General features: G+C 69.3%; 24 protein-coding genes and 1 pseudogene. 8 read left to right on the top strand and 17 right to left on the bottom strand.

The annotated features are described in order from the left end of the window. The first annotated feature begins 3 nt into the window (after positions 1-3). The 3 genes from HUW46_RS25725 (at position 4) to HUW46_RS25720 (ending at position 2,767) form a co-directional block, all read left to right on the top strand. On the top strand, positions 4-1,311 hold the full coding sequence (locus HUW46_RS25725) for a hypothetical protein (RefSeq protein ID WP_215541383.1): 1,308 nt from the start codon (positions 4-6) through the stop codon (positions 1,309-1,311). Further along, on the top strand, positions 1,226-1,975 hold the full coding sequence (locus HUW46_RS49080) for a DUF3558 family protein (protein ID WP_442860854.1): 750 nt from the start codon (positions 1,226-1,228) through the stop codon (positions 1,973-1,975). Before HUW46_RS25725 ends, HUW46_RS49080 begins: the two co-directional genes overlap by 86 nt. Before the next feature lie 273 nt (positions 1,976-2,248). Then, on the top strand, positions 2,249-2,767 hold the full coding sequence (locus HUW46_RS25720) for a DUF3558 family protein (RefSeq protein WP_215541382.1): 519 nt from the start codon (positions 2,249-2,251) through the stop codon (positions 2,765-2,767). Positions 2,768-3,040: 273 nt separating this feature from the next. On the opposite strand, the gene HUW46_RS48795 is transcribed toward HUW46_RS25720, so the two are convergent. The 9 genes and pseudogenes from HUW46_RS48795 to HUW46_RS25680 form a co-directional block, all read right to left on the bottom strand. Beyond that, positions 3,041-3,169: a hypothetical protein gene (locus HUW46_RS48795; RefSeq protein WP_256451382.1), complete on the bottom strand. Its 129-nt coding sequence runs from the start codon at positions 3,167-3,169 to the stop codon at positions 3,041-3,043. 352 nt (positions 3,170-3,521) lie between these two features. After that, entirely contained in the window at positions 3,522-4,340 is an 819-nt protein-coding gene (locus HUW46_RS25715) for a metallophosphoesterase (protein ID WP_215541381.1), read from the bottom strand. Positions 4,341-4,387: 47 nt separating this feature from the next. Continuing rightward, complete coding sequence (locus HUW46_RS25710) at positions 4,388-5,185, bottom strand: HAD-IIA family hydrolase (RefSeq protein WP_215541380.1); 798 nt, start codon at positions 5,183-5,185, stop codon at positions 4,388-4,390. After that, positions 5,182-5,403: pseudogene (locus tag HUW46_RS25705) on the bottom strand (TOBE domain-containing protein); the annotation flags it as partial. The gene HUW46_RS25710 and the pseudogene HUW46_RS25705, both read right to left, overlap by 4 nt. A 43-nt stretch (positions 5,404-5,446) precedes the next feature. Then, on the bottom strand, positions 5,447-6,523 hold the full coding sequence (locus HUW46_RS25700) for a sulfate/molybdate ABC transporter ATP-binding protein (RefSeq protein WP_442860853.1): 1,077 nt from the start codon (positions 6,521-6,523) through the stop codon (positions 5,447-5,449). Further along, positions 6,520-7,296: an ABC transporter permease gene (locus HUW46_RS25695; protein WP_215550107.1), complete on the bottom strand. Its 777-nt coding sequence runs from the start codon at positions 7,294-7,296 to the stop codon at positions 6,520-6,522. Before HUW46_RS25695 ends, HUW46_RS25700 begins: the two co-directional genes overlap by 4 nt. Before the next feature lie 19 nt (positions 7,297-7,315). Next, positions 7,316-8,071, bottom strand: a complete 756-nt coding sequence (modA, locus tag HUW46_RS25690) for a molybdate ABC transporter substrate-binding protein (RefSeq protein ID WP_215541378.1) — start codon at positions 8,069-8,071, stop codon at positions 7,316-7,318. Beyond that, positions 8,068-8,472 carry a TOBE domain-containing protein gene (locus tag HUW46_RS25685; RefSeq protein WP_215541377.1) on the bottom strand — a complete coding sequence of 135 codons (405 nt, stop codon included), beginning with the start codon at positions 8,470-8,472 and terminating at the stop codon, positions 8,068-8,070. Before HUW46_RS25685 ends, modA begins: the two co-directional genes overlap by 4 nt. 33 nt (positions 8,473-8,505) lie before the next feature. Continuing rightward, the gene (locus HUW46_RS25680; RefSeq protein WP_215541376.1) at positions 8,506-8,991 is read right to left on the bottom strand and encodes a MarR family winged helix-turn-helix transcriptional regulator; all 486 of its coding nucleotides are present in this window, start codon (positions 8,989-8,991) and stop codon (positions 8,506-8,508) included. A 105-nt stretch (positions 8,992-9,096) separates the two neighbouring features. Between HUW46_RS25680 and moaA the strand changes: the two genes are divergently transcribed. From moaA to HUW46_RS25660, 4 genes are all read left to right on the top strand, one after another. Then, positions 9,097-10,161, top strand: a complete 1,065-nt coding sequence (gene moaA / locus HUW46_RS25675; protein WP_215541375.1) for a GTP 3',8-cyclase MoaA — start codon at positions 9,097-9,099, stop codon at positions 10,159-10,161. A 4-nt stretch (positions 10,162-10,165) separates the two neighbouring features. After that, positions 10,166-10,462: a MoaD/ThiS family protein gene (locus tag HUW46_RS25670; protein WP_215541374.1), complete on the top strand. Its 297-nt coding sequence runs from the start codon at positions 10,166-10,168 to the stop codon at positions 10,460-10,462. Between the two features lie 75 nt (positions 10,463-10,537). After that, complete coding sequence (locus tag HUW46_RS25665; RefSeq protein ID WP_215541373.1) at positions 10,538-11,407, top strand: phosphatidylinositol-specific phospholipase C/glycerophosphodiester phosphodiesterase family protein; 870 nt, start codon at positions 10,538-10,540, stop codon at positions 11,405-11,407. A gap of 451 nt (positions 11,408-11,858) precedes the next feature. After that, positions 11,859-12,500 (top strand): LysM peptidoglycan-binding domain-containing protein, encoded by a 642-nt coding sequence (locus HUW46_RS25660; RefSeq protein ID WP_215541372.1) that lies wholly within the window; start codon positions 11,859-11,861, stop codon positions 12,498-12,500. Positions 12,501-12,681: 181 nt separating this feature from the next. Here HUW46_RS25660 and HUW46_RS25655 read toward each other — a convergent pair whose 3' ends face one another. The 4 genes from HUW46_RS25655 to HUW46_RS25640 all read right to left on the bottom strand — a co-directional run bounded on the left by HUW46_RS25655 (position 12,682) and on the right by HUW46_RS25640 (position 15,859). After that, the gene (locus tag HUW46_RS25655) at positions 12,682-13,605 is read right to left on the bottom strand and encodes a molybdenum cofactor biosynthesis protein MoaE (protein WP_215541371.1); all 924 of its coding nucleotides are present in this window, start codon (positions 13,603-13,605) and stop codon (positions 12,682-12,684) included. A gap of 76 nt (positions 13,606-13,681) precedes the next feature. Beyond that, on the bottom strand, positions 13,682-14,155 hold the full coding sequence (gene moaC, locus HUW46_RS25650; RefSeq protein WP_215541370.1) for a cyclic pyranopterin monophosphate synthase MoaC: 474 nt from the start codon (positions 14,153-14,155) through the stop codon (positions 13,682-13,684). A 25-nt stretch (positions 14,156-14,180) separates the two neighbouring features. Further along, complete coding sequence (locus HUW46_RS25645) at positions 14,181-15,581, bottom strand: NAD-dependent malic enzyme (protein WP_215541369.1); 1,401 nt, start codon at positions 15,579-15,581, stop codon at positions 14,181-14,183. Positions 15,582-15,679: 98 nt separating this feature from the next. Beyond that, positions 15,680-15,859 carry a hypothetical protein gene (locus HUW46_RS25640; protein ID WP_215541368.1) on the bottom strand — a complete coding sequence of 60 codons (180 nt, stop codon included), beginning with the start codon at positions 15,857-15,859 and terminating at the stop codon, positions 15,680-15,682. Between the two features lie 101 nt (positions 15,860-15,960). Between HUW46_RS25640 and HUW46_RS25635 the strand changes: the two genes are divergently transcribed. Further along, entirely contained in the window at positions 15,961-18,204 is a 2,244-nt protein-coding gene (locus HUW46_RS25635) for a helicase-associated domain-containing protein (RefSeq protein ID WP_215541367.1), read from the top strand. A 93-nt stretch (positions 18,205-18,297) separates the two neighbouring features. On the opposite strand, the gene HUW46_RS25630 is transcribed toward HUW46_RS25635, so the two are convergent. The 4 genes from HUW46_RS25630 to HUW46_RS25615 all read right to left on the bottom strand — a co-directional run bounded on the left by HUW46_RS25630 (position 18,298) and on the right by HUW46_RS25615 (position 20,972). Then, positions 18,298-18,765 (bottom strand): DUF742 domain-containing protein, encoded by a 468-nt coding sequence (locus tag HUW46_RS25630; protein ID WP_215541366.1) that lies wholly within the window; start codon positions 18,763-18,765, stop codon positions 18,298-18,300. Further along, positions 18,765-19,190, bottom strand: a complete 426-nt coding sequence (locus HUW46_RS25625) for a roadblock/LC7 domain-containing protein (RefSeq protein ID WP_215541365.1) — start codon at positions 19,188-19,190, stop codon at positions 18,765-18,767. Before HUW46_RS25625 ends, HUW46_RS25630 begins: the two co-directional genes overlap by 1 nt. 446 nt (positions 19,191-19,636) lie before the next feature. Beyond that, positions 19,637-20,245: a GTP-binding protein gene (locus HUW46_RS25620; RefSeq protein ID WP_215541364.1), complete on the bottom strand. Its 609-nt coding sequence runs from the start codon at positions 20,243-20,245 to the stop codon at positions 19,637-19,639. Continuing rightward, positions 20,226-20,972: a DUF742 domain-containing protein gene (locus HUW46_RS25615; protein WP_215541363.1), complete on the bottom strand. Its 747-nt coding sequence runs from the start codon at positions 20,970-20,972 to the stop codon at positions 20,226-20,228. Before HUW46_RS25615 ends, HUW46_RS25620 begins: the two co-directional genes overlap by 20 nt. Positions 20,973-20,999 lie beyond the last annotated feature (27 nt).

Below are 20,999 nucleotides of genomic sequence, written 5' to 3'. Positions count from 1 at the left end.
GACATGCCCGGTGAAGGCTATATTGCACCACCGCCTGGAACCATCGTCGGAATCATTCCGACTCGCGAGGGTGCGCCGACCTCAGACGCCAACTATGATTCGCAGACGCATGAAGCACTGCACACCATGGTCAACAACAAGTTGTCGCCGGAGGACATCGCCGGGCGGGGCGCCGTAGTCGACAACCTGACCAACTGGTTGGCCGATGGAACCCGCGAGGTCGACAAAGCGGTTACCTCGTCTCAGACGCAGTGGCAAGGCCAAGCTGCCCAAAAAGCTCACGAGTTCTTTCGGGACACTTCGGACTGGGGAAACGAGACCGCAGACGCTTCAAACTCGATGGCTGAGCAGTTCCGCCAGCAAGCGAATGTGGCAACGACGGCGAAGAACACGATGCCGCCGCCTACCGGGTTCAACATCGACAACGAGTTTGACAAGGCGCGCGAGCGGATCGAGAACGGTGAGATCTTCAACGCCTCCGACATCTACAGCGACCTCGGCAAGCGCGCGGCCGAAGCCGAAGCGCAGCGCCAGCAGGCCGTGCAGGTCATGCACACCCTCGACCAGGGATACCACCAGGCTGCCAGCACGCAGCCCTCGTTCGCACCCCCGCCGACGATGGGCGGCGCCCCGGCCGGTGGCGGCGGGGGCATCGAAGGCATGTGGAACCCCAGCGGCGGTGGAGGCGGAGGCGGCGGTATCAACGCGCCCGGAGGTGGCAGCGGTGGCCCTGTTCCTCCGGTCAGCCCCTTCACCGGCGGCGGCCCATCGATCGGCGGCGGTGGTAGCCAGCCCCTGCCGCCGCGCGCTCCGATCAACCCACCCATCGCCAAGCCGCCCATCACCGGCCCGATCGGCGGCGGCACCGTCTTGCCAGGGAGCACTCCTGACAAGGGCGGCGACACCACCCGATCCCAACGGCCCGGCACCAGTTCCGCGGGCTCTCGTGTCTCCGGCGGCGGATTCCGGTCCAGCCCCGAAGGCAGCACCTCCGGCAAGCCCGGCAAGAGCGGGCCCGGCAGCGAAGGCAAGCCTGGTCAGGGCAAAGCCGCACCAGGCCGCTCCACCGGCGCAGGCGAGCCAAACAAGGCCAACGCCATCGAACGCGGCGCCGCCGCAGCAGCAGGCAAAGCGGGCAAACCAGGAGCGAACGGCATGGCCCCCGGAGCCGCGGGCAAGAACAAAGAAGACGACAAGGAGCGCAAGACCAAATACGTCGTCAACGATGACCCCGAAGAAACCTTCTCCGTCCTCCCCGACCGCGGACCCGACGGCGAATCCATCGTCAACCCCGTCATCGGAGAAAAGTAGCCGTCAGCCCTCCGGTTCGACGTCAGCTCGAACCATCGGGCACGAACCCGTTCTTCGACAACAAAGGCGGGCGGTTCATCGTGTTCAACACCGCGACGCCCCCAAATACACAGGGAGCACGAAAAGTCATCGTGAGGGGAAGATGAGCAAGGTATCGCGGTTAATCCTGGCGGCAACGTTCGCCTTGGCCGCAGGCGGCTGCTCCACAGCCGTCCAAGAAACACCGACTACAGCCCCGTCAGCGCCACCCAGCAACCCGAGCACCCAAAATCCTTTCGGCGTTCTCAAGCCATGCACTATCTTAGATCAACTACTCCAAGGACAAGGGTACCCGCCAAGCACCCCCGCAACTGCTGATCCTAAAAATGGATGCAACTCAATGAAGCCCTCGGCGGGCACCACTGGAATCCTTTTTAACACGGGGGCCGCGTTCGACCAGAACATTACAAATCCAGCCAAAACGAAGAGGGCTCACGTAAACACCCGCCAAGCAATTGAGCAACGAGAGCCACTAGGGTCGACGGGCGACTGCGATGTCACCATGGAGGTCGCCGAAAAATCTAGTGTAAGCATTATTGCAACCAATCCAGAAGGCGACACCGAGGAATCATGTAGCCGAGCGGAAAAACTTTCCGAAAAACTGGAAGCATTGCTGCCGAAATAAATCCATGCAGTTACTGAGAACCATCGAGTGCAAGACCAAGTACGTTGTCAACGACGACCCCGAAGAAACCTTCTCCATGCTCCCCGACGGCGAATCCGTCGTTAACCCCGTCATCGGAGAAAAAATCCGTCAGTCCTCCGGCTCATACAGCAACTCACCACCAGACACAAAACTCGCTCCGCGACAGCGCAAGCGAGCGGTCGGCCGTGTTCAACACCTCGGCGAGCAACAGCCAAACACGCAAAGAACACAGACAGTCATCGCGAGGGGAAGATGAGCAAGGTATCGCGGATCATCCTGGCGGCAACATTCGCCTTGGCCGCAGGCGGCTGCTCCGCAACCATCCAAGGAACACCAAGCACGACCCCATCTCGCCCGGCCCTTAGTTCGGAGGCCAACCCGCTCGCCGCACTGAAACCGTGCGATCTTTTAGGTCAAATGGTACAGGGGTTGAACTACCCGCCCGTGGCGCCAGATATCGTCAACAAGGAACTAGCGTGCTCCACCCGCAAGTCAGACGGCGCCGACATAGCATTGTTACTAAATCCGGGCGTACCGTTCACAGAGCAGCCAACAAACGCCGGATCATCACGGCCAGGAAATATTCACGGCCGTCGTGCACTACAGATGAGGGACCTCGGAAAAGTTAAAGGCGGTTGCGCCGTTAGACTTGAGGTAAACCCTCAAGCGAACGTAGTGATTACAGCGGTGAGCGACACTGCAGCTGAACAAGATTGCCAACTGGTCGACCAGTTGGCAACACGACTAGAGCCCATGCTGCCAAAAAACTGACTCTATTACACACAGTATTCTTAACTGCCAGTAGAATCAACAGAAGAGCCAGTGGAATATGAAGTCGGATGCCCGAGGGGAAGAGTCCAGCCCTGCTCATCCATGAGCGGACAGAAATCCTCAAATGAGGGCACTGTCGACCAGAGAGAAGGCCCCAAACCTCCCAGAACCATCGTTGGCGTCATCCCGACACGAAAGGGCGCCCCGGCCCCGGACGCCAACTACGACTCGCAGACACATGAAGCGCTGCACGGCATGGGCAACAGCAAGCTGTCACCAGCAGACATCGCCGGGCGAGGCGCCGTCGTCGATGGCCTGACCAACTGGTTGGCGGACGGAACCCGCGAGGTCGGCACGACGCGACCGGATCGAGAACGGCGAGATCTTCAACGCCTCCGACATCTACAGCGACCTCGGCAAGCGCGCGGCCGAAGCCGAAGCGCAGCGCCAGCAGGCCGTGCAGGTCATGCACACCCTCGACCAGGGATACCACCAGGCTGCCAGCACGCAGCCCTCGTTCGCACCCCCGCCGACGATGGGCGGCGCCCCGGCCGGTGGCGGCGGGGGCATCGAAGGCATGTGGAACCCCAGCGGCGGTGGAGGCGGAGGCGTGGCCCCGCCGCCGCGCACACCGATCAACCCGCCCATCGCCAAACCACCCATCACCGGCCCGATCGACGGCGACACGGTCCTGCCAGGCAGCACTCCCGACACAAAGGCGGCGACACACTGAACCCACGGAGAGAAGTAGCGGTCAGTCCTCCGGTTCGTACGGCAGCTCGACCACCAGGCACGGGCCGCCGACGAACAGGCCGCCGTCGATGCCGAGGACCTTGCCGCCCGCGTACAGGTACGGCTCTTCGATCTGGGTCGGGTGGATACCGAGCTGATCGGCGATGACGCTGTGCCCGTGCACGATCCGCTCGCCGCCGAGCTGGTCCATCAGGCTCTGCGCGACCTCGGCGCCGTCGGGGCCGCGGAACGCGTAGCGCGTGGTCATCCGGCGCCAGACGTCCCACCATTCGGCGAGGTCGTTGCCGGCGAGGATCTCCCCCGCCGTCTCGTTGACCTCGTCGATGGTGGAACCCCAGTCGAGGTACTCCATCGTGTCCGAGTGCATCAGCAGGTGGCCCGCGGCCTCGGCGAGCAGCGGCCGGGTGCTCAGCCATTCGACGTGCTCGGGGGTGAGCCCGTCCTGGTCGGCGAGCAGGCCGCCGTTGATCTGCCAGCTACGGGCGAAGCTGCGCGGACCGAAATCGGACGGCACGTCGGTGTCGCCGAAGTGGTACATGCCGAGCAGCAGGATCTCGTGGTTGCCGAGCAGCGTGCGGACCGCGCCGCCCGCTTCCTCCGCCTGGCCTTCCAGACGCATCACGAGATCGATGACGCCGATGCCGTCCGGGCCCCTGTCGACGAAGTCGCCGAGGAACCACAGGCTGGCTTCGCCACCGGCCCAGTCGTCGGACGAGTCCAGCAGGCCCCGTTCCCGCAACGCGTCGGCTAGCCCGTCCCGGTGCCCGTGCACATCACCGACGACGTAGGTCGGCGGCACGGGCGGCTGATCGTCACTCACCCCACGACGATAAGCCCTGGTGACCGGGGCAGTGGTGCCAGGTGAGGTCACCTCGGCCCGAACGGATCACTGGTGTGTCCGATCAGGTCGGCGATCGAGTCGATGACCCTGGTCGGCCGGTACGGGTAGCGGTCCGCGGACTCCCTGGTGGAGATCCCGGTCAGCACCAGGATCGTCTGCAGCCCCGCCTCGATCCCGGAGTGCACGTCGGTGTCCATCCGGTCGCCGATCATCAGCGTGCTCTCCGAATGGGTGCCGATCGCCCGCAGCGCCGAACGCATCATCAGCGGGTTCGGCTTGCCGACGTAGTACGGCTGGCGCCCGGTGGCGCGCTCGATGAGCGCGGCGATCGACCCGGTCGCGGGCAGCGAACCCTCAAGGCTGGGACCGGTCGCGTCCGGGTTCGTCGCGATGAACTTGGCGCCGCCTTCGATCAGCCGGATCGCCCTCGTGATCGCGCTGAAGCTGTAGGTGCGGGTCTCCCCGAGCACCACGTAGTCGGGGTCCCGTTCGGTCAGCACGTACCCGGCCTCGTGCAGCGCGGTGGTGAGCCCGGCTTCGCCGATGACGAACGCCGAGCCGTTCGGGCGCTGCGAGGACAGGAACTTCGCGGTCGCCAGCGCCGAGGTCCAGATCGACTCCTCCGGCACGTCGAGACCGGTGCGCATCAGGCGCGCGCGCAGGTCGCGCGGGGTGTAGATGGAGTTGTTGGTGAGCACGAGGAACGGGATTCCGTTCTCGCGGAGCTCGGCCAGGAACTCGTCGGCGCCCGGCACGAGGTGTTCCTCGTGCACCAGCACGCCGTCCATGTCGGTCAGGTATGTCCAGCGGCCCTCGGTCGTCATGGTGCTGAACCTACCGCCGTCGGCGCCGGATGCACGGCAACGGTCGTCGCCTTCACCGCCAACCGCACCACCACCCCCGGCTCCAACCCCAGCTCCGCCACCGCCGCCGGAGTCAAATCAGCCGCGAACGCCCCCGCCCGCAACCGCACCACCGGCCCATACGGTTCAAGCACACCGGCCACGACCTCGATCACTCGAGCAAGCCCCCGAACTCGGCCACCACAAGCACACCCCACCCGACACGACCAAGCTCAACCTCGGCTAAGCCCAGCGACCCTCGCCCGCCGGCGCCGGATGCACGGCAACGGTCGTCGCCTTCACCGCCAACCGCACCACCACCCCCGGCTCCAACCCCAGCTCCGCCACCGCCGCCGGCGTCAGATCAGCCGCCAACGCCCCCGCCCGCAACCGCACCACCGGCCCATGCGGTTCGAGCGCGCCGATCTCGGCCTCGATGGTGTTGCGCGGGCTGCCGTGCGCCTCGCCCGCGTAGACGGCGACGGCGTTCGGCGCGAACACGGCGACCGCGGGCTGTCCCGCCACCGCCTCCGGCGCGAGCATGCCCGCGATGACCGTGCCGTCCCCGGTGCGCAGCCCTTCGGGTACCGCGGTGCCGCTGATCAGGTTCAGTCCGGCGATCCGCGCCGTGAACGCGGTCCTCGGCGCGGAAAGCACTTCCTTGGTGGGCCCGCGCTCGACGACGACGCCTTCGGAGAGCACGAGCACGGTGTCGGCCAGGGTGAGCGCGTCGAGCGGGTCGTGGGTGACCAGCACGGTGGCGCGGTCGCCGCCGCGCAGGATCCGGCGGAGCAGCGCGCGGATGGCAGGGGTCGCGTCGACGTCGAGCGCGGCGAACGGCTCGTCGAGCAGGAGCAGATCCGGTTCGCCCGCGAGCGCGCGGGCAATGGCGACCCGCTGCGCCTGCCCGCCGGAAAGCTGGGCGGGCTTGCGGTCTGCCAGCTCGTGAGCGTCCACTTCGGACAGCCACCGCGCGGCCACTTCGCGTGCCTGCCTGGTGGACAAGCCCCGAGCCTTCGGCGCGAACGCGACGTTGTCCACTACGGACAGGTGCGGGAAGAGCAGCGGATCCTGCGCCAGCAGGCCGACGCGGCGCTGGTGCGGCGGAACGTGCACGCCGGTTCCGGTGAGCAGGCGCTCGCCCAGTACGACCTCGCCGCGACCGGGCCGCAGCAGTCCGGCGAGGCAGCCCAGCACCGTGGACTTCCCGGACCCGTTGGGGCCGAGCACCGCGAGCACGCCCCCGGCAGGCACCTCGAACTCGGCGGCGAGGTCGAATCCACCCCGCCGCACCGCGATGTCCGCGCGCAGCCCGGTCACGCCCTGACCCCCTCCAGCGAACGCGGCCTCGCCACCGCGATCACCACGACGGCGACCACGATCAGCAGCAACGCCAGCGCGACCGCACTGTCTATATCGGCCTCCGCCTGGTTGTAGACCTCGAGCGGCAGCGTCCTGGTCTCCCCTTCGAGGCTGCCCGCGAACGTGATCGTCGCACCGAATTCGCCCAGCGCCCTGGCGAAGCTCAGCACGACCCCCGAACCGAGCGCGGGCAGCAGCAACGGCAAAGTGACGCGCCGGAACACCGTCCACGGCCGCGCGCCGAGTGTCGAAGCGACTCGTTCGTACCGGTCACCGGCGCCGCGCAGCGCGCCCTCGAGGCTCACCACGAGGAACGGCATCGCGACGAACGTCTGCGCGATCACCACGGCCGCGGTGGTGAACGGCACCTGCACGCCCGCCGCGGCGTCGAGCAGGTACCCGAGAAAACCGTTGCGCCCCAACAGGTACAGCAGGGCGAGGCCGCCGACGACCGGGGGCAGCACGAGCGGCAGCAGTACCACCGCCCGCAGCACCCGCACCCCCCGGACCCGCGCACGCGCGAGCACGACGGCGAGCGGCACGCCGAGCACCACGCACGCCACAGTGGACAGTGCGGCGGTCTCCAGCGAAAGCCGCAACGCCCGCAGCGACGACGGCGAAGTGACGAGTTCGGGGAACCGGCTCAGGTCGCTGCGGGTGAGCAGCCCGGCGACCGGCAGCACGACGAGCGCGAGCGCGACGGTGGCCGGGATCCACAGCACCCACGGCACCGCGCCGCGCGTGCCGCGGTCAGGACGCCGCGCCAAACCCGACCTTTTCCAGTTCCTGCTTGCCCTCCGGCCCGAAGACGAGGTCGAGGAACTGGCGCGCGAGATCCGCCTGCGGAGCGTCCTTCACCACGGCGATCGGGTAGCTGTTGATCGCGGACGCCGCCTCCGGGAAGTCGACCTTGTCGATCTTTCCGCCCGCCGACACGACATCGCTGACGTAGACGAGGCCCGCGTCGGCGTCACCGCTTTGCACCTTCGCCTTGACCGCCTTGACGTCCTGCTCCTCGCTGACCGCCTTGACCGCGACCCCGGTGGCCTTCTCGACCTTCTTCTCCGCGGACCCGCACGGCACCTGCGGCGCGCACACGATCACCTTCAGCCCCGGCTTGGCGAGATCGGCGAAGGTCTTGATGCCCTTCGGGTTGCCGGGCGGGACGGCGATGGTCAGCTTGTTGGTCGCGAACACCTTCGGCTGACCGTCGACGCGGCCCGCCTTCACGACCTTGTCCATGTTGGGCTGATCCGCCGACGCGAACACGTCGGCCTTCGCGCCCTCGTTGATCTGCTGCGCGAGCTTCGACGAACCGTCGTAGCTGAGCTTGACGTCGACCCCGGCGTGCGCCGCCTCGAACTTCTTCTCCAACGCGCCAAAGGACTCCGTGAGGGACGCGGCGGCGAAGACGGTCAGCGTCTTGGCCCCGCCCGAGCCCGCGTCCGAACCGCAGGCGGTGGCCATCAGGGCCGTCGCGGCGAGCAGCGCCGTCAGTTTCCTCATCGCGCACCTTCCGGGGTTTCCACCACGACCGTGGTGGCCTTGACGACGGCGACCGCGAGCACGCCCGGCCGCAGCCCGAGCTCCCGCACCGCCTCGGAGCTCATCAGCGACACCACGCGGTGCCCGCCGCACTGCAGCTCGACCTGCGCCATCACCTTGTCCGCGTGCACCTCGGTGACGAGGCCGACGAACCGGTTCCGCGCGGAGCGGCCGACGGTGGACGGGTCGTCCGGCGCCGCGGCCTGCGCCCTGGCGAACGCGGCCAGCTCGGCGCCTTCGACGACCTTGCGGCCCGCCGGGTCGTCGTGGGCGCTGAGATGGCCCGCCCGCACCCAGCGGCGGACGGTGTCGTCGCTCACACCGAGCAGGTGCGCGGCCTCGGATAACCGGAATTGCGGCATGCCGGGAAGATTAACGCCGCAACTGAGGAAAAGTCACGCGTCGGGTGTGTCCCAGGTCTCGTTCCGAAGGCCTTCGATCCTCTCCCGGTGAAAACGCTCGATGATTTCGCGTTCGGCCGGGGAAAACTTCTCGAGCGTCGCGGCCAGGCCCGTCACGGCCGTTTCGAACAGGGGCGCGAAGCGCTCTCGTTCGGCGGGCAGCGACTCGACGAGCACCTTCCTGCGGTCCTGCCGGTCGCGCACGCGGCGGACGAAGCCGCTCCGTTCGAGCCGGTCGACGACCCCGGTCACGGCACCGGTGGAAAGGCCGGTGAGCTCGGCGATCCTGCCCGCGGTGAGCGGTTCGCCCGCTTCGTCGAGCAGGTCGAGCGTGCGGCTGTCGGTACCGGAGATGCCCATCCGCTCGGCGAGGCGGGCGTGCCGGAGCATGGTCAGCGTGCTGGTCCGCCTGCTGAGATCGGCGAAGCGGGCGAGGACGTCCTCCGGTACCGGATAGCTCTTGTCTTCGGCGACGGACATCCGGGAACCCTTTCACGAGCGAACACCAGCCGCTCCCCACGGCTATCGCGAAAACACATTAAGCGAGCGAGCGGATTCCGGGTCGTGCGAGATAGGCTGAAGGCAATGACAGCGGTAGATCTCGGGTTTCCTCGCGTCCCCTCAACACGCGGTTCCTCTGCCGTGCCCAGGCCGGACACGCCCGCGCTGGTCGATTCGTTCGGCAGGGTCGCGACCGATCTGCGGGTATCCCTGACCGACCGGTGCAACCTGCGCTGCACCTACTGCATGCCTGCCGAAGGGCTCGACTGGATGCCGGGCGAGCAGGTGCTGACCGACGACGAGCTGATCCTGCTGCTGCGGATCGCCGTCGAACGGCTCGGTGTCACCGACATCCGGCTGACCGGCGGCGAGCCGCTGCTGCGGCCGGGCCTCGAGCGCCTGGTGGCGGAGGTCGCCGCGCTGGCGCCCCGGCCGCGCCTGTCCATGACGACCAACGGGATCGGGCTCGCCAAGCGCGCGCGGGCGCTGGCCGACGCGGGGCTGGACCGGATCAACGTCTCGCTCGACACCGTCGACGAGGAGACCTTCCGGAAGCTGACCCGCAGGGACAGGCTGTCGCACGTGCTCGACGGGCTGGCCGCGGCGAGCGAAGCCGGGCTGGCCCCGGTGAAGGTCAACGCGGTGCTGCTGCGCGGCACGAACGAGCACGAGGCGGCCGATCTGCTGCGATTCTGCCTCGATCACGGGTACCACCTGCGGTTCATCGAGCAGATGCCGCTCGACGCGCAGCACGGCTGGGACCGCGCCGGGATGGTCACCGCGGCGGAGATCCTCGACGCGCTGCGCGCCGAGTTCACGCTCACGCCGAGCCCCTCGGCGCGCGGCGGGGCCCCGGCGGAGCGGTGGCTCGTCGACGGCGGGCCCGGCGACGTCGGCGTGATCGCGTCGGTGACGAGGCCGTTCTGCGCCGCGTGCGAGCGCACCCGGCTCACGGCCGACGGCGCGGTGCGGTCCTGCCTGTTCAGCAACGCCGAGACCGACCTCCGCTCCCTCGTGCGCGCGGGCGCGCGCGAAGAAGAGATAGCGAACGCCTGGCGCGAGACCATGTGGGCCAAGCTCGCCGGGCACGAAATCAACGAAGCCGGCTTCGCGCAGCCGATCCGGCCGATGAGCGCGATCGGGGGCTGAGGCGATGACCACGTCGGCATGGCGGACCGAGGCGGCCGCGCCGCACGAGACGACGGCGCTGGTGCGCTACTTCGCTTCCGCGCGCGCGGCCACGGGCGTCGACAGCGAGGTGCTGACGGTGCCCGCGGGCGCGTCGGTGGCCGACGCGGTGGCGGCGCTGCGCGAGCGGCACGGGGCCGGGTTGTCGACGGTGCTGGACGCGGCGAGCTTCCTCCTCGACGGCATCGCGGTCCGCGACACCGCGATCACCGTCCCGGACGGCGCCGAGCTGGACGTGCTGCCGCCGTTCGCCGGCGGCTGAAACTCCGGCGGACTTCGACGCCGCTAGGCGCGGCGTTCACCCGCTGGTCGATTCTCGGGCCGAGGATGCGGGCCCATGAGGACCTCGCGGCGGCTCACGGCCGTTCTGGCCGCCTTTCTCGGTGTCGCCTTGCTGGGCGCGACCACGTCCGTCGCGGCGTCCGGCGGGGTACGGCCGCTGGCCAACGCGCACGCCCACAACGACTACGAGCACGCCCGCCCGCTGCTCGACGCACTGGACCAGGGCTTCACGAGTGTCGAAGCCGATATCTACGCGGTCGGCGGCCAGCTCCTCGTCGGGCACGATCCCGCGGATCTACGCCCGGAGCGAACTCTCGAAGCCCTCTACCTCGAACCGCTGCGCCGCCGGGTGCTCGCCCACCACGGGCACGTCTACCCCCGTCCCGCGGCGTTCCAGTTGCTGATCGACGTGAAGAGCGAGGCGGAGAGCACCTACGCGGCGCTGGAAAAGCGCCTGCGCGACCCGCGGTACTCGTTCCTCTTCTCCTCTTACTCCTCCGGCCGCGTGCGCGAGCGGGCGGTCACGGCGGTGCTGTCCGGCAATCGGCCAAAGGACACTCTGCTCGCCCAGCGGTACCGGCTGGCGTTCTACGACGGCCGCGTCGGCGACGACGGCGATCTGGGACCGGGAGCCGACCGCCGGATCGCGCCGCTGGTGTCCGGCAGCTGGGAAACGCTGTTCACCTGGCGCGGCGAAGGCGCGTTCCCCGCGACTGAGCAGGCGAAACTCGCCGAAATCGTGCGGTCGGCGCACGCGGCGGGGCAGCGGGTCCGGTTCTGGGCGACCCCGGATCGGCCCGGTCCGGCGCGGTCGGCGCTCTGGCGTGAACTCGTGAAAACGGGTGTGGACTACCTCAACACCGATGACCTCGCGGGGCTCGCCGCCTTTCTGAAGGGTCGCGAAGGCTCTCCGAACGACCGTTAGCGTCTCGCACCAACGGCCCATTCGCTCGCGACACACGTGACCCAGACCTCACGATCAGTGAAATATCTCGAGAAGGAAACGGCCCGGTAACGGGCACCTGACCTGGAAAAACGACGTGATCGCCATAGGTTGCGTCTTGTTACTGTGACGTAGGTCACAGCTCGAATAATTTCCGATCACGGTCGCAGTTACGTACCGTCGCTTCTCGGTTGGCCCCGACCGACCAGCAAGACCGGGATTCCAGAGCGCCAAGCCCTGTCCGACGGAATCCCGGAACCCGATACCCCGAGCGAAAGAAAACTTCCGGACAGGGACGGAGGGGGACTCCGAACCGCGTGAAAGCGGCGACGAGTCTGACCGCCACCGGATACCCACCGGCGGCGATCCGAACCCGAACCCAGGGTTCGCCCGCAGCACAGCTCGCAGGCGCGGGAGCCGAGACAGATCCGAAATGACGTACCGAGGCAAGCACCGCAAGATGTCCGCCGCTTCGAAGACCATCGCTCGCGTCGCTGTCGCGGGCCTGGCCGTCGGCGCCCCCCTCGCCATCGCTGCGACCCCCGCGCAGGCCGCTGGCACGGACTGGGACGCGATCGCGCAGTGCGAGAGCGGTGGCAACTGGAGCACCAACACCGGCAACGGCTACTCCGGTGGTCTGCAGTTCTCGCAGAGCACCTGGAAGGCCTACGGCGGCCAGGGTTCCGCGCACAACGCTTCCCGTGACGAGCAGATCGCCGTGGCCGAGCGCGTGAAGGCGGGCCAGGGCATCGGCGCGTGGCCGGTGTGCGGCAAGGGCAAGGGTGGCTCCGCGAGCCACAAGAGCAGCACGCACTCGACCCCCAAGACCTCCAAGAAGAGCACCGCGACCAAGCAGGCCCCGAAGAAGGCTGCTGCTCCGGCTGCCCCGGCCGCGCCCGCGGTCGGCACCTCCAACCCCGCCGGTGACTACACCGTCGTGGCTGGCGACACCCTGAGCAAGATCGCGTCCGCGCACGGCGTCCAGGGCGGGTTCAAGAAGCTCCAGGAGCTGAACTCGAAGTTCATCCCGAACGCCGACCTGATCACCGTCGGGCAGAAGATCGCCACCAAGTGACGCTCTCCTGACAGTGGGACGTAGCTGAACGGGCCCCACCGCCTATCCCCTGGGCGGTGGGGCCCGTTCGCGTCTCCGAGGTGATTAATCGCGCCATAGACGCTCTCAGGGGCCATTACGGGCACGCTGACAGCGACTGGATCGTGAAACCTCGCCCACAAAACCGGTCAAAACACCCGAATTAGGGCGAATTGACCCACTCATCGGTGCCGTCCGCGAAGTGCTGGTGCTTCCACACCGGGAGCCTGGCCTTCACCTCGTCGACGAGGTCCGCGCAGGCGGCGAACGCGTCACCCCGGTGGTCCGCGGCGACCGCGCACGCGAGCGCGACGTCGCCGATCTCCAGCGCGCCGAGCCGATGGCTCACCGCCACCGCCCGCAGGCCGGTGAAGCGCCCCGCCACTTCGGCGACCACCCTCGCCAGCACGTCGCCCGCGCTCGGGTGCCCTTCGTAGTAGAGCGTCCGCACCGACTTCCCGCCGTCGTGGTCGCGGACCACGCCGCCGAAGGTCACCACCGCGCCCGCGGACCGGTCGTCGACCAGCCTCGCGTGTTCGTCGACCGACAGCGGCACCTCCGTCACCTGCGCCAGCGCGATCCGCGCCGACGGCCCCGGCTGGTCCGCCGTGCGCGCGTGGTCGCCGCCGTGCAGCTGGTCGACGGCGTGGTCGAGGATTCCGTCCAGCACGGCCAAGCCGTCGCGCACCCCGCCCGTCGAGCCGGGCAGGTTCACCACAAGCGTGCGGCCCGCGACACCGGCGACACCCCGCGACAGCACCGCGGTCGGCACCTCGGGCAGCCCAGCCGCCCTGATCGCGTCCGCGACCCCCGGCAGCGGGTAGTCCAGCAGGGTCTCGGTGACCTGCGGCGTCCGGTCCGTCGGCGAGATACCGGTGCCGCCGGTCGTGACGATCACGTCGACCTGCTCGGCGAGGCACGCCCGCAGCGCACGGCCCACCGGCTCGCCGTCTTCGACGACGATCGGCTCTCCCACGTCGTAGGACCGTTCGGCGAGCCACTTCGTGATGATCGGGCCCGTCCGGTCGGCGTAGACGCCGTTGGCGGCGCGGTTGGAGGCGACGACGACCCTGGCTGCCCGGTTCACGCGATCGCCTCGCTCCGCGAGACAGCGTCTAATTCCTTTTGGCGCGTGATGCCTTCGATTCGCTCGCAAGCATCGCTCATGCTGGACGCTCCCAGTCCCCGGATTTGCCGCCGATCTTGCGTTCGAGGCGGACCCCGTCCATCGTCGCCGCCGGGTCGACCGCTTTGACCATGTCGTGCAGGGCCAGCCCGGCGACCGCGACCGCGGTGAGCGCCTCCATCTCGACCCCGGTGCGATCGGTCGTCTTCGCGGTCGCCTCGATCCGCACCGAGGACTCGCCGAGTTCGAACGACACGTCGACCTTGGTGAGCGCGATCTGGTGGCACAGCGGGATCAGCTCCGGGGTCCGCTTCGCGCCCATGATCCCGGCGATCCTCGCGGTGGCGAGCGCGTCGCCCTTCGGGAGGCCGTCGGCGGCCAGCAGCCGCAGCACCTCCCCGGTGGTGCGCAACGTGCCGCTGGCTACCGCGGTCCGCGCCGTCGCGGTCTTACCGGAAACGTCGACCATGCGGGCCGCGCCCGCCGCGTCGACGTGGCTCAGTTCGCTCACGATCCGAGGCTAGTCCGCCCGCCGGTCAGGACCTCGCGCCGGTCTCCTTCACCGCGGCCTGCTTGACGGCTTCGGCGACCGCGGGCGCGACCGCGTTGTCGAAGACGCTCGGCACGATGAACGACGCGTTGAGCCTGCCCCCGTCGACCACGTCCGCGATCGCGTCGGCGGCGGCGAGCAGCATCTCGTCGTCGATGTGGCGCGCCTGCGCGTCGAGCAGGCCGCGGAACACGCCGGGGAACGCCAGCACGTTGTTGATCTGGTTCGGGTAGTCGCTGCGACCGGTGGCGACGACCGCGGCGTGGCGCTGCGCCTCGAGCGGGTCGACTTCCGGGTCGGGGTTGGCGAGCGCGAACACGACGGCGTCGGAGTTCATCGTGGCGACCTGCTCGGCCCCGAACAGGTTCGGCGCGGAGACCCCGATGAACACGTCCGCACCGGCGAGCGCCTCGTGCAGGGTGCCGGTCGCGCCCTGCTTGTTGGTGTGCCCGGCGATCCAGGTGAGGTTGTCGTCGAGGTTGCCGCGTCCGGAGTGGACGACGCCGTCGATGTCGGCGGCCACGATGTCGCCGGGGTTCTTGCGCAGCAGCAGCCGGATGATCGCCGAGCCAGCCGCGCCGGTGCCGCTCACCACGATCTTGCAGTCCTCGATGGACTTCCCGACCACGCGCAACGCGTTGCGCAGCGCGGCGACCACGACGATCGCGGTGCCGTGCTGGTCGTCGTGGAACACCGGGATGTCCAGCATTTCGCGCAGCCTCGCCTCGATCTCGAAGCAGCGCGGCGCGGCGATGTCCTCCAGGTTGATCCCCGCGTACACCGGGGCCAGCGCCTTGACGGTGCGGATGATCTCCTCGGTGTCCTGGGTGTCCAGGCACACCGGCCACGCGTCGACCCCGGCGAACTTCTTGAACAGCGCCGCCTTGCCCTCCATCACCGGCAGCGCGGCGGCGGGCCCGATGTTGCCGAGGCCGAGCACCGCGGAGCCGTCGGTGACCACGGCGACCGTGTTGCGCTTGATGGTCAGGCGCCTGGCGTCGTCGGGGTTGGCCGCGATCGCCTGGCACACCCTGGCCACGCCGGGCGTGTACGCGCGGGAAAGATCGTCACGGTTGCGGAGCGCGACCTTGGGCGATACCTCGATCTTGCCGCCGAGGTGGATCAGGAAGGTCCGGTCAGAGATCTTGCGGACCTTGACGCCGTCCAGCGCGTCGAGCGCCTCGGTGATGTCCTGCGCGTGATCGGCGGACAGCACGTTGGCACTGATGTCCACCACGATCGCGTCGGTGTGCGACTCCACCACGTCGAACGCGGTGAGCACGCCGCCCACCCTGCCGACCGCGCTGGTCAGGTCGCCGGCGGCGGTCGCCGACGAGGGCGCCTCCACACGGACGGTGATCGAATACCCGGGCCCGGGAACAGGCATGAGAGCTACCCCGCAAACGACGCGCGACTAAGACCCGGAGAACATTAGTCCGGTGACGCGGGACACCTCTGACCTGGCGCGATACCCGCCGGTAACCCTTATTTGTTGATCTCGGTCTCGGGGTGCACGTAGGGCACGGAGTCGAGCGGGAACGCCAGCGAACCGAACGGGGACAGCGCGCCCTGGCGGTCGGAGGCCAGTTCCGACACCGGGTGCTCGCCGTCCTGGGCGTGCGGCCAGGTGGGGTCGATCCGGTCGTCCTTGTTCACCTTCGCCACGTAGTCCTCCTGCAGCCTGCGATCCTTCCGGCACCAGTGTGCCCGACCAGGGTTTCCCCGGCGCACCCAACCCGCCGGTACCAGGGCTATCCTCGGCAGTGATGCCCGCGACCTCCCTTGCGGACTGGCTGCGCTCGGTGTCCGACGACGCGCTGGCCGCACTGCTGCGGTCCCGGCGCGATCTGGCGACACCTCCGCCCTCCGACACGACCGTGCTGGCCACGAGAGCCGGTGCACCAGGGTCGGTCTCGCGCGCCTGCGAAAACCTCGACACCTTCGCGCTCGCCGTGCTCGACGCGCTCGTGCTGGCCGGCGCCGACACCGAAGCGGTCACGCTCGACGAGATCACCCGGCTCGTCGGCGCGCCGGTGCGCGAAGCCGTCGACCTGCTGCGCGAGCGCGCGATCGCCTGGGGCGACGACGAAAACCTGCGCGTGCTGCCCGCGGCCAAGGAGGTCGCCGGGAGCTACCCCGCCGGATTGGGCGCGCCTTCGGCCGCGCTCGACGGCGTCGATGTGGCGGCGCTGATCGCGGAAACCGGCGACGACGAGCGCGCACTGCTGAACACCCTCGCCGCGGGCCCTCCGATCGGCCGCACGCGCGACGCCGCGACGACGCTCCCGCTCGACCAAGCGGTGACGCCGGTGCAGCGCCTGCTCGCCCGCGGCCTGCTGACCCGCCGCGACGGCGGGACCGTCGAACTTCCGCGCCAGGCCGGGATCGCGCTGCGCGGCGGTCACGCGTTCAGCGAGGACACGCTCGTCGAGCCCGACCTGCCGCTCAACCCGCACCAACCGTCCACTGTGGACCAGACCGCGGCAGGGGAGGCGCTCGAATTCGTCCGCGTGCTGGAGAACCTGCTCACCACGTGGTCGCGGACGCCGCCGCCGGTGCTCAAGGCGGGCGGGCTCGGCGTCCGCGAACTCAAGAAGCTGGCGCGCGATCTCGACGTCGACGAGACGAGGGCGATCCTGCTGGCCGAGCTCGCCGTCGGCGCGGGGCTCGTCGCGGACAGCCAGACGACCAGCCCGGAATGGGTGCCGACCACGCTGACCGACTCGTGGCTGGCCTCCGCACCCGCCCAGCGGTGGATCACGGTGGCGCAGGCCTGGCTCGAACTGCCGCGCCTGCCTGGGCTGGCGGGCCAGCGCGACGCCAAGGACCGCCCGCTCGCGCCGCTCGCGGAGGACCTTCGCCGCCCGCTCGCCGTGACGGCGCGCCGTCGTGTGCTGCGCACGCTGGCGGACCTGCCGCGCGGCTGCGGCGTGAAGAGCACCGACGAGCTCGTGCGGGTGCTCGCGTGGCGGGCACCGCGGCGCGGCGGCAGGCTGCGCGACGAGATCGTCCGCTGGACGATGGCGGAGGCGACCGCGGTGGGCGTGGTCGCGCTCGGCGCGCTCACCACCGCCGCGGGCGCGCTGCTCGAAGACGACCGGGCGACCGCGCTCGGCCAGATGGGCGAAGCGCTGCCGAAGCCGGTCGACCAGGTGCTCGTGCAGGCCGATCTGACCGTCGTCGCACCCGGCCCGCTCGAAGCCGAGCTGGCCGCCGAGATCCAGGCCGTCGCGGACATCGAGTCCGCGGGCCACGCCACGGTCTACCGCGTGACGGAAACCTCGGTGCGGCGCGCGCTCGACACCGGGCGGACGGCGGGCGAGCTCCACGACCTGTTCTCGACGCGCTCGGCGACCCCGGTCCCGCAGTCGCTGACGTACCTGATCGACGACGTGGCGAGGCGGCACGGACGGCTGCGGGGCGGCGTCGCCGGCTGCTTCCTGCGCTGCGACGACGAGGTGCTCGTCGCCGAGGTCCTCGCCAACGCGAGCGCGGACGACCTGGAACTGCGCAAGATCGCGCCGACCGTGCTGATCAGCCCGCTGCCGCTGGCCGAGGTCCTCGACGGGTTGCGGGCCGCCGGCTTCGCGCCCGCGGCCGAGGGCCCGGACGGCAGGGTGTTCGACCTGCGGCCGAGCGGCAAGCGGGTCCCGGCGCGGGCGCGGCCGGCGCGGCGCGTGGCGCCGTCGGATCCCGGGATCTCCCCGGAGCAGCTGAACGCCGTGATCGCGCACGTGCGGGCGGGCGACAAGGCCGCGGGCAGCAGGCGGGGCGCCGCCGTACGGCTGCCCGGCGGCGGTGGCGCGGACACCTCCTCGACGCTCGCGCTGCTGACGAAGGCCACCAGGGAACAGCGCCAGGTCTGGATCGGCTTCGTCGACTCGCACGGCACGGCGACCCAGCGGGTGGTCACGCCGGTCCGGGTCGGCGGCGGGGTCGTCGAAGGCTCGGACCAGGAGCGGTACCCGCTGCACCGGATCACCTCCGCCGCCCTCGTCGAAGACGACTGACGACGTTTAGCCCGCTAAACGCGCTCAGCTGACCGGGCCGGGCGTGGGGCGCTTGACGACGTTTAGCCCGCTAACTGCGGGCGGGCGCGGGGGTCAGAGGGAGCGCAGGCCGTCCAGGACGCGTTCCATGAACTCGCGGGACGAGCGGTCCCCGAACATGAGGCCGGGCTGGTGGATGAGCACCAGGCCCGCCTCGGCCATGTCGCCGACGAAGACCTTCACGACGCCGAGCGGCAGCGCGAGGTTCGCGGCGATCTCCGCGACCGAGCGGGTGTCGGCGCAGAAGTCCGCGATCTGGCGGTGCTCGGCCGGCGCCGTGCCGGGCAGGGACCTGCCCAGCTCGCTGGTCGACACCAGAGCTTCGAGCGCGAGTTCGGCGCCGGAGCGGGTACGGCCGCCGGTGCGGGTGTAGGGCCGCACCATCGACCGGTGCCGCACGGGCGCGCGCTCGGTCAGCGCGGTCGCGCCGCCGCGCAGTTCGAACCGGTTCGGCGGGTCGCCGCCCAGCTCGCCCGCGGCGAGGCCGGCGGAGCCACTGCGGTCGGGAAGCGGCGCCTTCATCAGCGGCTGCCCACGTGGCCCTGCAGCTGCGAGCGCAGTTCGGGGGTGAGCTGCTGGCCGACGCGGTCGACGAGCAGCGTCATCTCGTAGGCGACGGTGCCGATGTCGCAGTTGGGCGCGGCCAGCACGGTCAGGCACGAGCCGTCGCTGATCGACATCAAGAAGAGGTACCCGCGCTCCATTTCGACGACGGTCTGGTTCACCGAGCCCGCGTCGAAGCAGCGGGCGGCGCCGTAGGTGAGGCTGACGAGCCCGGACGCGACGGCGGAGAGCTGGTCCGCTCTGTCCTTGGGGAGCCCTTCGGAGCTGGAGAGCATGAGCCCGTCGGCGGAGACGACGACGGCGTGCGCGGCGCCGGGGACCCTGCGCACGAAATCCGTGATGAGCCAGCTGAAGCTGCCCGGCTGGTGTTCCACCGACGTCACGGTCCCTCCTGTGGTTCCCCGCCCCGTACTCCCGGTGCTCGTGGGAGCTCGGCTGCCAGCGTATTACCCGAAGCCGGACTGTCGAGTGGGCACAAACGATCAACCTCGACACTGTGGGTGATATTGACCTTGCTCTTCGCGATAACACGTGTTCAACAAGGCACAACGACAGTCCCGAGAACACTCTCAGTACGTCACCCGATCGAGTGGATCTGCGCAGGTCATCAAGTCATTGACGAGACATTCACGATTAATCGCGCATTGAACCCCACGAAAACATCCCTGCGCTGTGTCACGAACCGAGACCACTGCCCGAAGCGGGTGAAGCTGACCGGGTTCACTCCAACGGCCGCATCCACCTGGCGCAATCTTTGTGGCGCTCACCACAGGACACGAAACGGGCCACCGGCGCGCCGCGCCGGTGGCCCGTCAGGAGTAGCGGGGTTTCAGCCTGCCTGGAGCGCGCTGTCGCGCGAGATGGCGTGCTGGACGACCGAAATCAGGACCTGCTTCGCGGACTCACGCTCGCGCGCGTCGCACGCCATGATCGGCACCGACGGCGAGATGGTCAGCGCGTGCCGGACGTCGTCGATCTGGTGGTGCAGCAGCCGGTCGAAGCAGTTGATCGCGACGACGTAGGGCAGGTTGCGGTTCTCGAAGAAGTCGATCGACGGGAACGCGTCCGACAGCCTGCGGGTGTCGACCAGCACCACCGCGCCGATCGCCCCGAGCGCGAGGTCGTCCCACATGAACCAGAACCGGTGCTGGCCCGGCGTGCCGAACATGTACAGCACGATGTCCGAATCGAGCGTGATCCGGCCGAAGTCCATGGCGACCGTCGTGGTCGTCTTGTTCGGTGTCGCGGACAGGTCGTCCACCGACGCGCTGGCCTCGGTCATCGAGGCCTCCGTGGTGAGCGGATCGATCTCCGAGACCGCACCGACCAGCGTGGTCTTACCGGAGCCGAATCCGCCTGCCACCACGATCTTGGCCGACGAAGTCGGTCCGGCGGCAGCCGACGTGTTCGCGTCGGAGTCAAATTCTCCGAAGCCCACTGAGCACCCTTTCCATGAACTCGATACTCGGCCGGTCGCCCACCGCGGAGGTCGCGGAGTGCACCAGGACAAGGCCCATCCCGGCAACGTCACCAATCAACACCCGCACCACACCGAGTGGCAACCTCAAATAGGCCGCCACTTCGGCCACCGAGCGGGTGTCGAGACACAGATCGCAGATGGACCGGTGCTCCGGCACGGGCACCCGGTCGAGCACCCTGCCGCGTTCGCTCGTGGAGATGAGCGCTTCGATCGCGAGGTCGTAGGTCGGCCTCGTCCTGCCCTTGGTCCGGAAGTACGGCCGGACCAGGCCCGAAGTCTCCTCCGGGAGCTCCTGCTGCGCGGGCACCGGCAGCAGCGGACCGGAGTCCTGCCGCTGCCCGCCGAACGCGGCGAAATCGGCGGGATCCGGCGGCAGGCTCTCCCCGTTGCCGCCGAAGAGCTCCGACCCGGGACCGCTGAGCAGCCGGTCCCGGAACTCCCCGACGTCGTACTCGGCCGGGCCGGTGCCCTCCATCGGATCCGAGGAACGCAGCCAGGCCGCGGTGTCCGAGTCGGTTTCGCCGCCGGAGGCCGCGCTGCGGCGCGACCGCCACTCCCGGTCGACGCGCTCCCGGAAGGTCTGCCAGTCCTCGCCCGCCTTGGCGTTGTCGACCTGATCGGGCCACCGGTCGGCGCCGTAGTCGTCGCCGAGCCGTCCGTCACCTCGTGATCGCCCCGAGTCCACGCCAGTTCCTCCGTGCCGTGCGCGCGC

It is taken from the genome of Amycolatopsis sp. CA-230715 (genome assembly GCF_018736145.1).
Taxonomy (GTDB): Bacteria; Actinomycetota; Actinomycetes; order Mycobacteriales; family Pseudonocardiaceae; genus Amycolatopsis.
The sequence above is the reverse complement of the archived record's forward strand: the minus strand, read 5'-3'. Positions and strand labels throughout refer to the sequence as shown.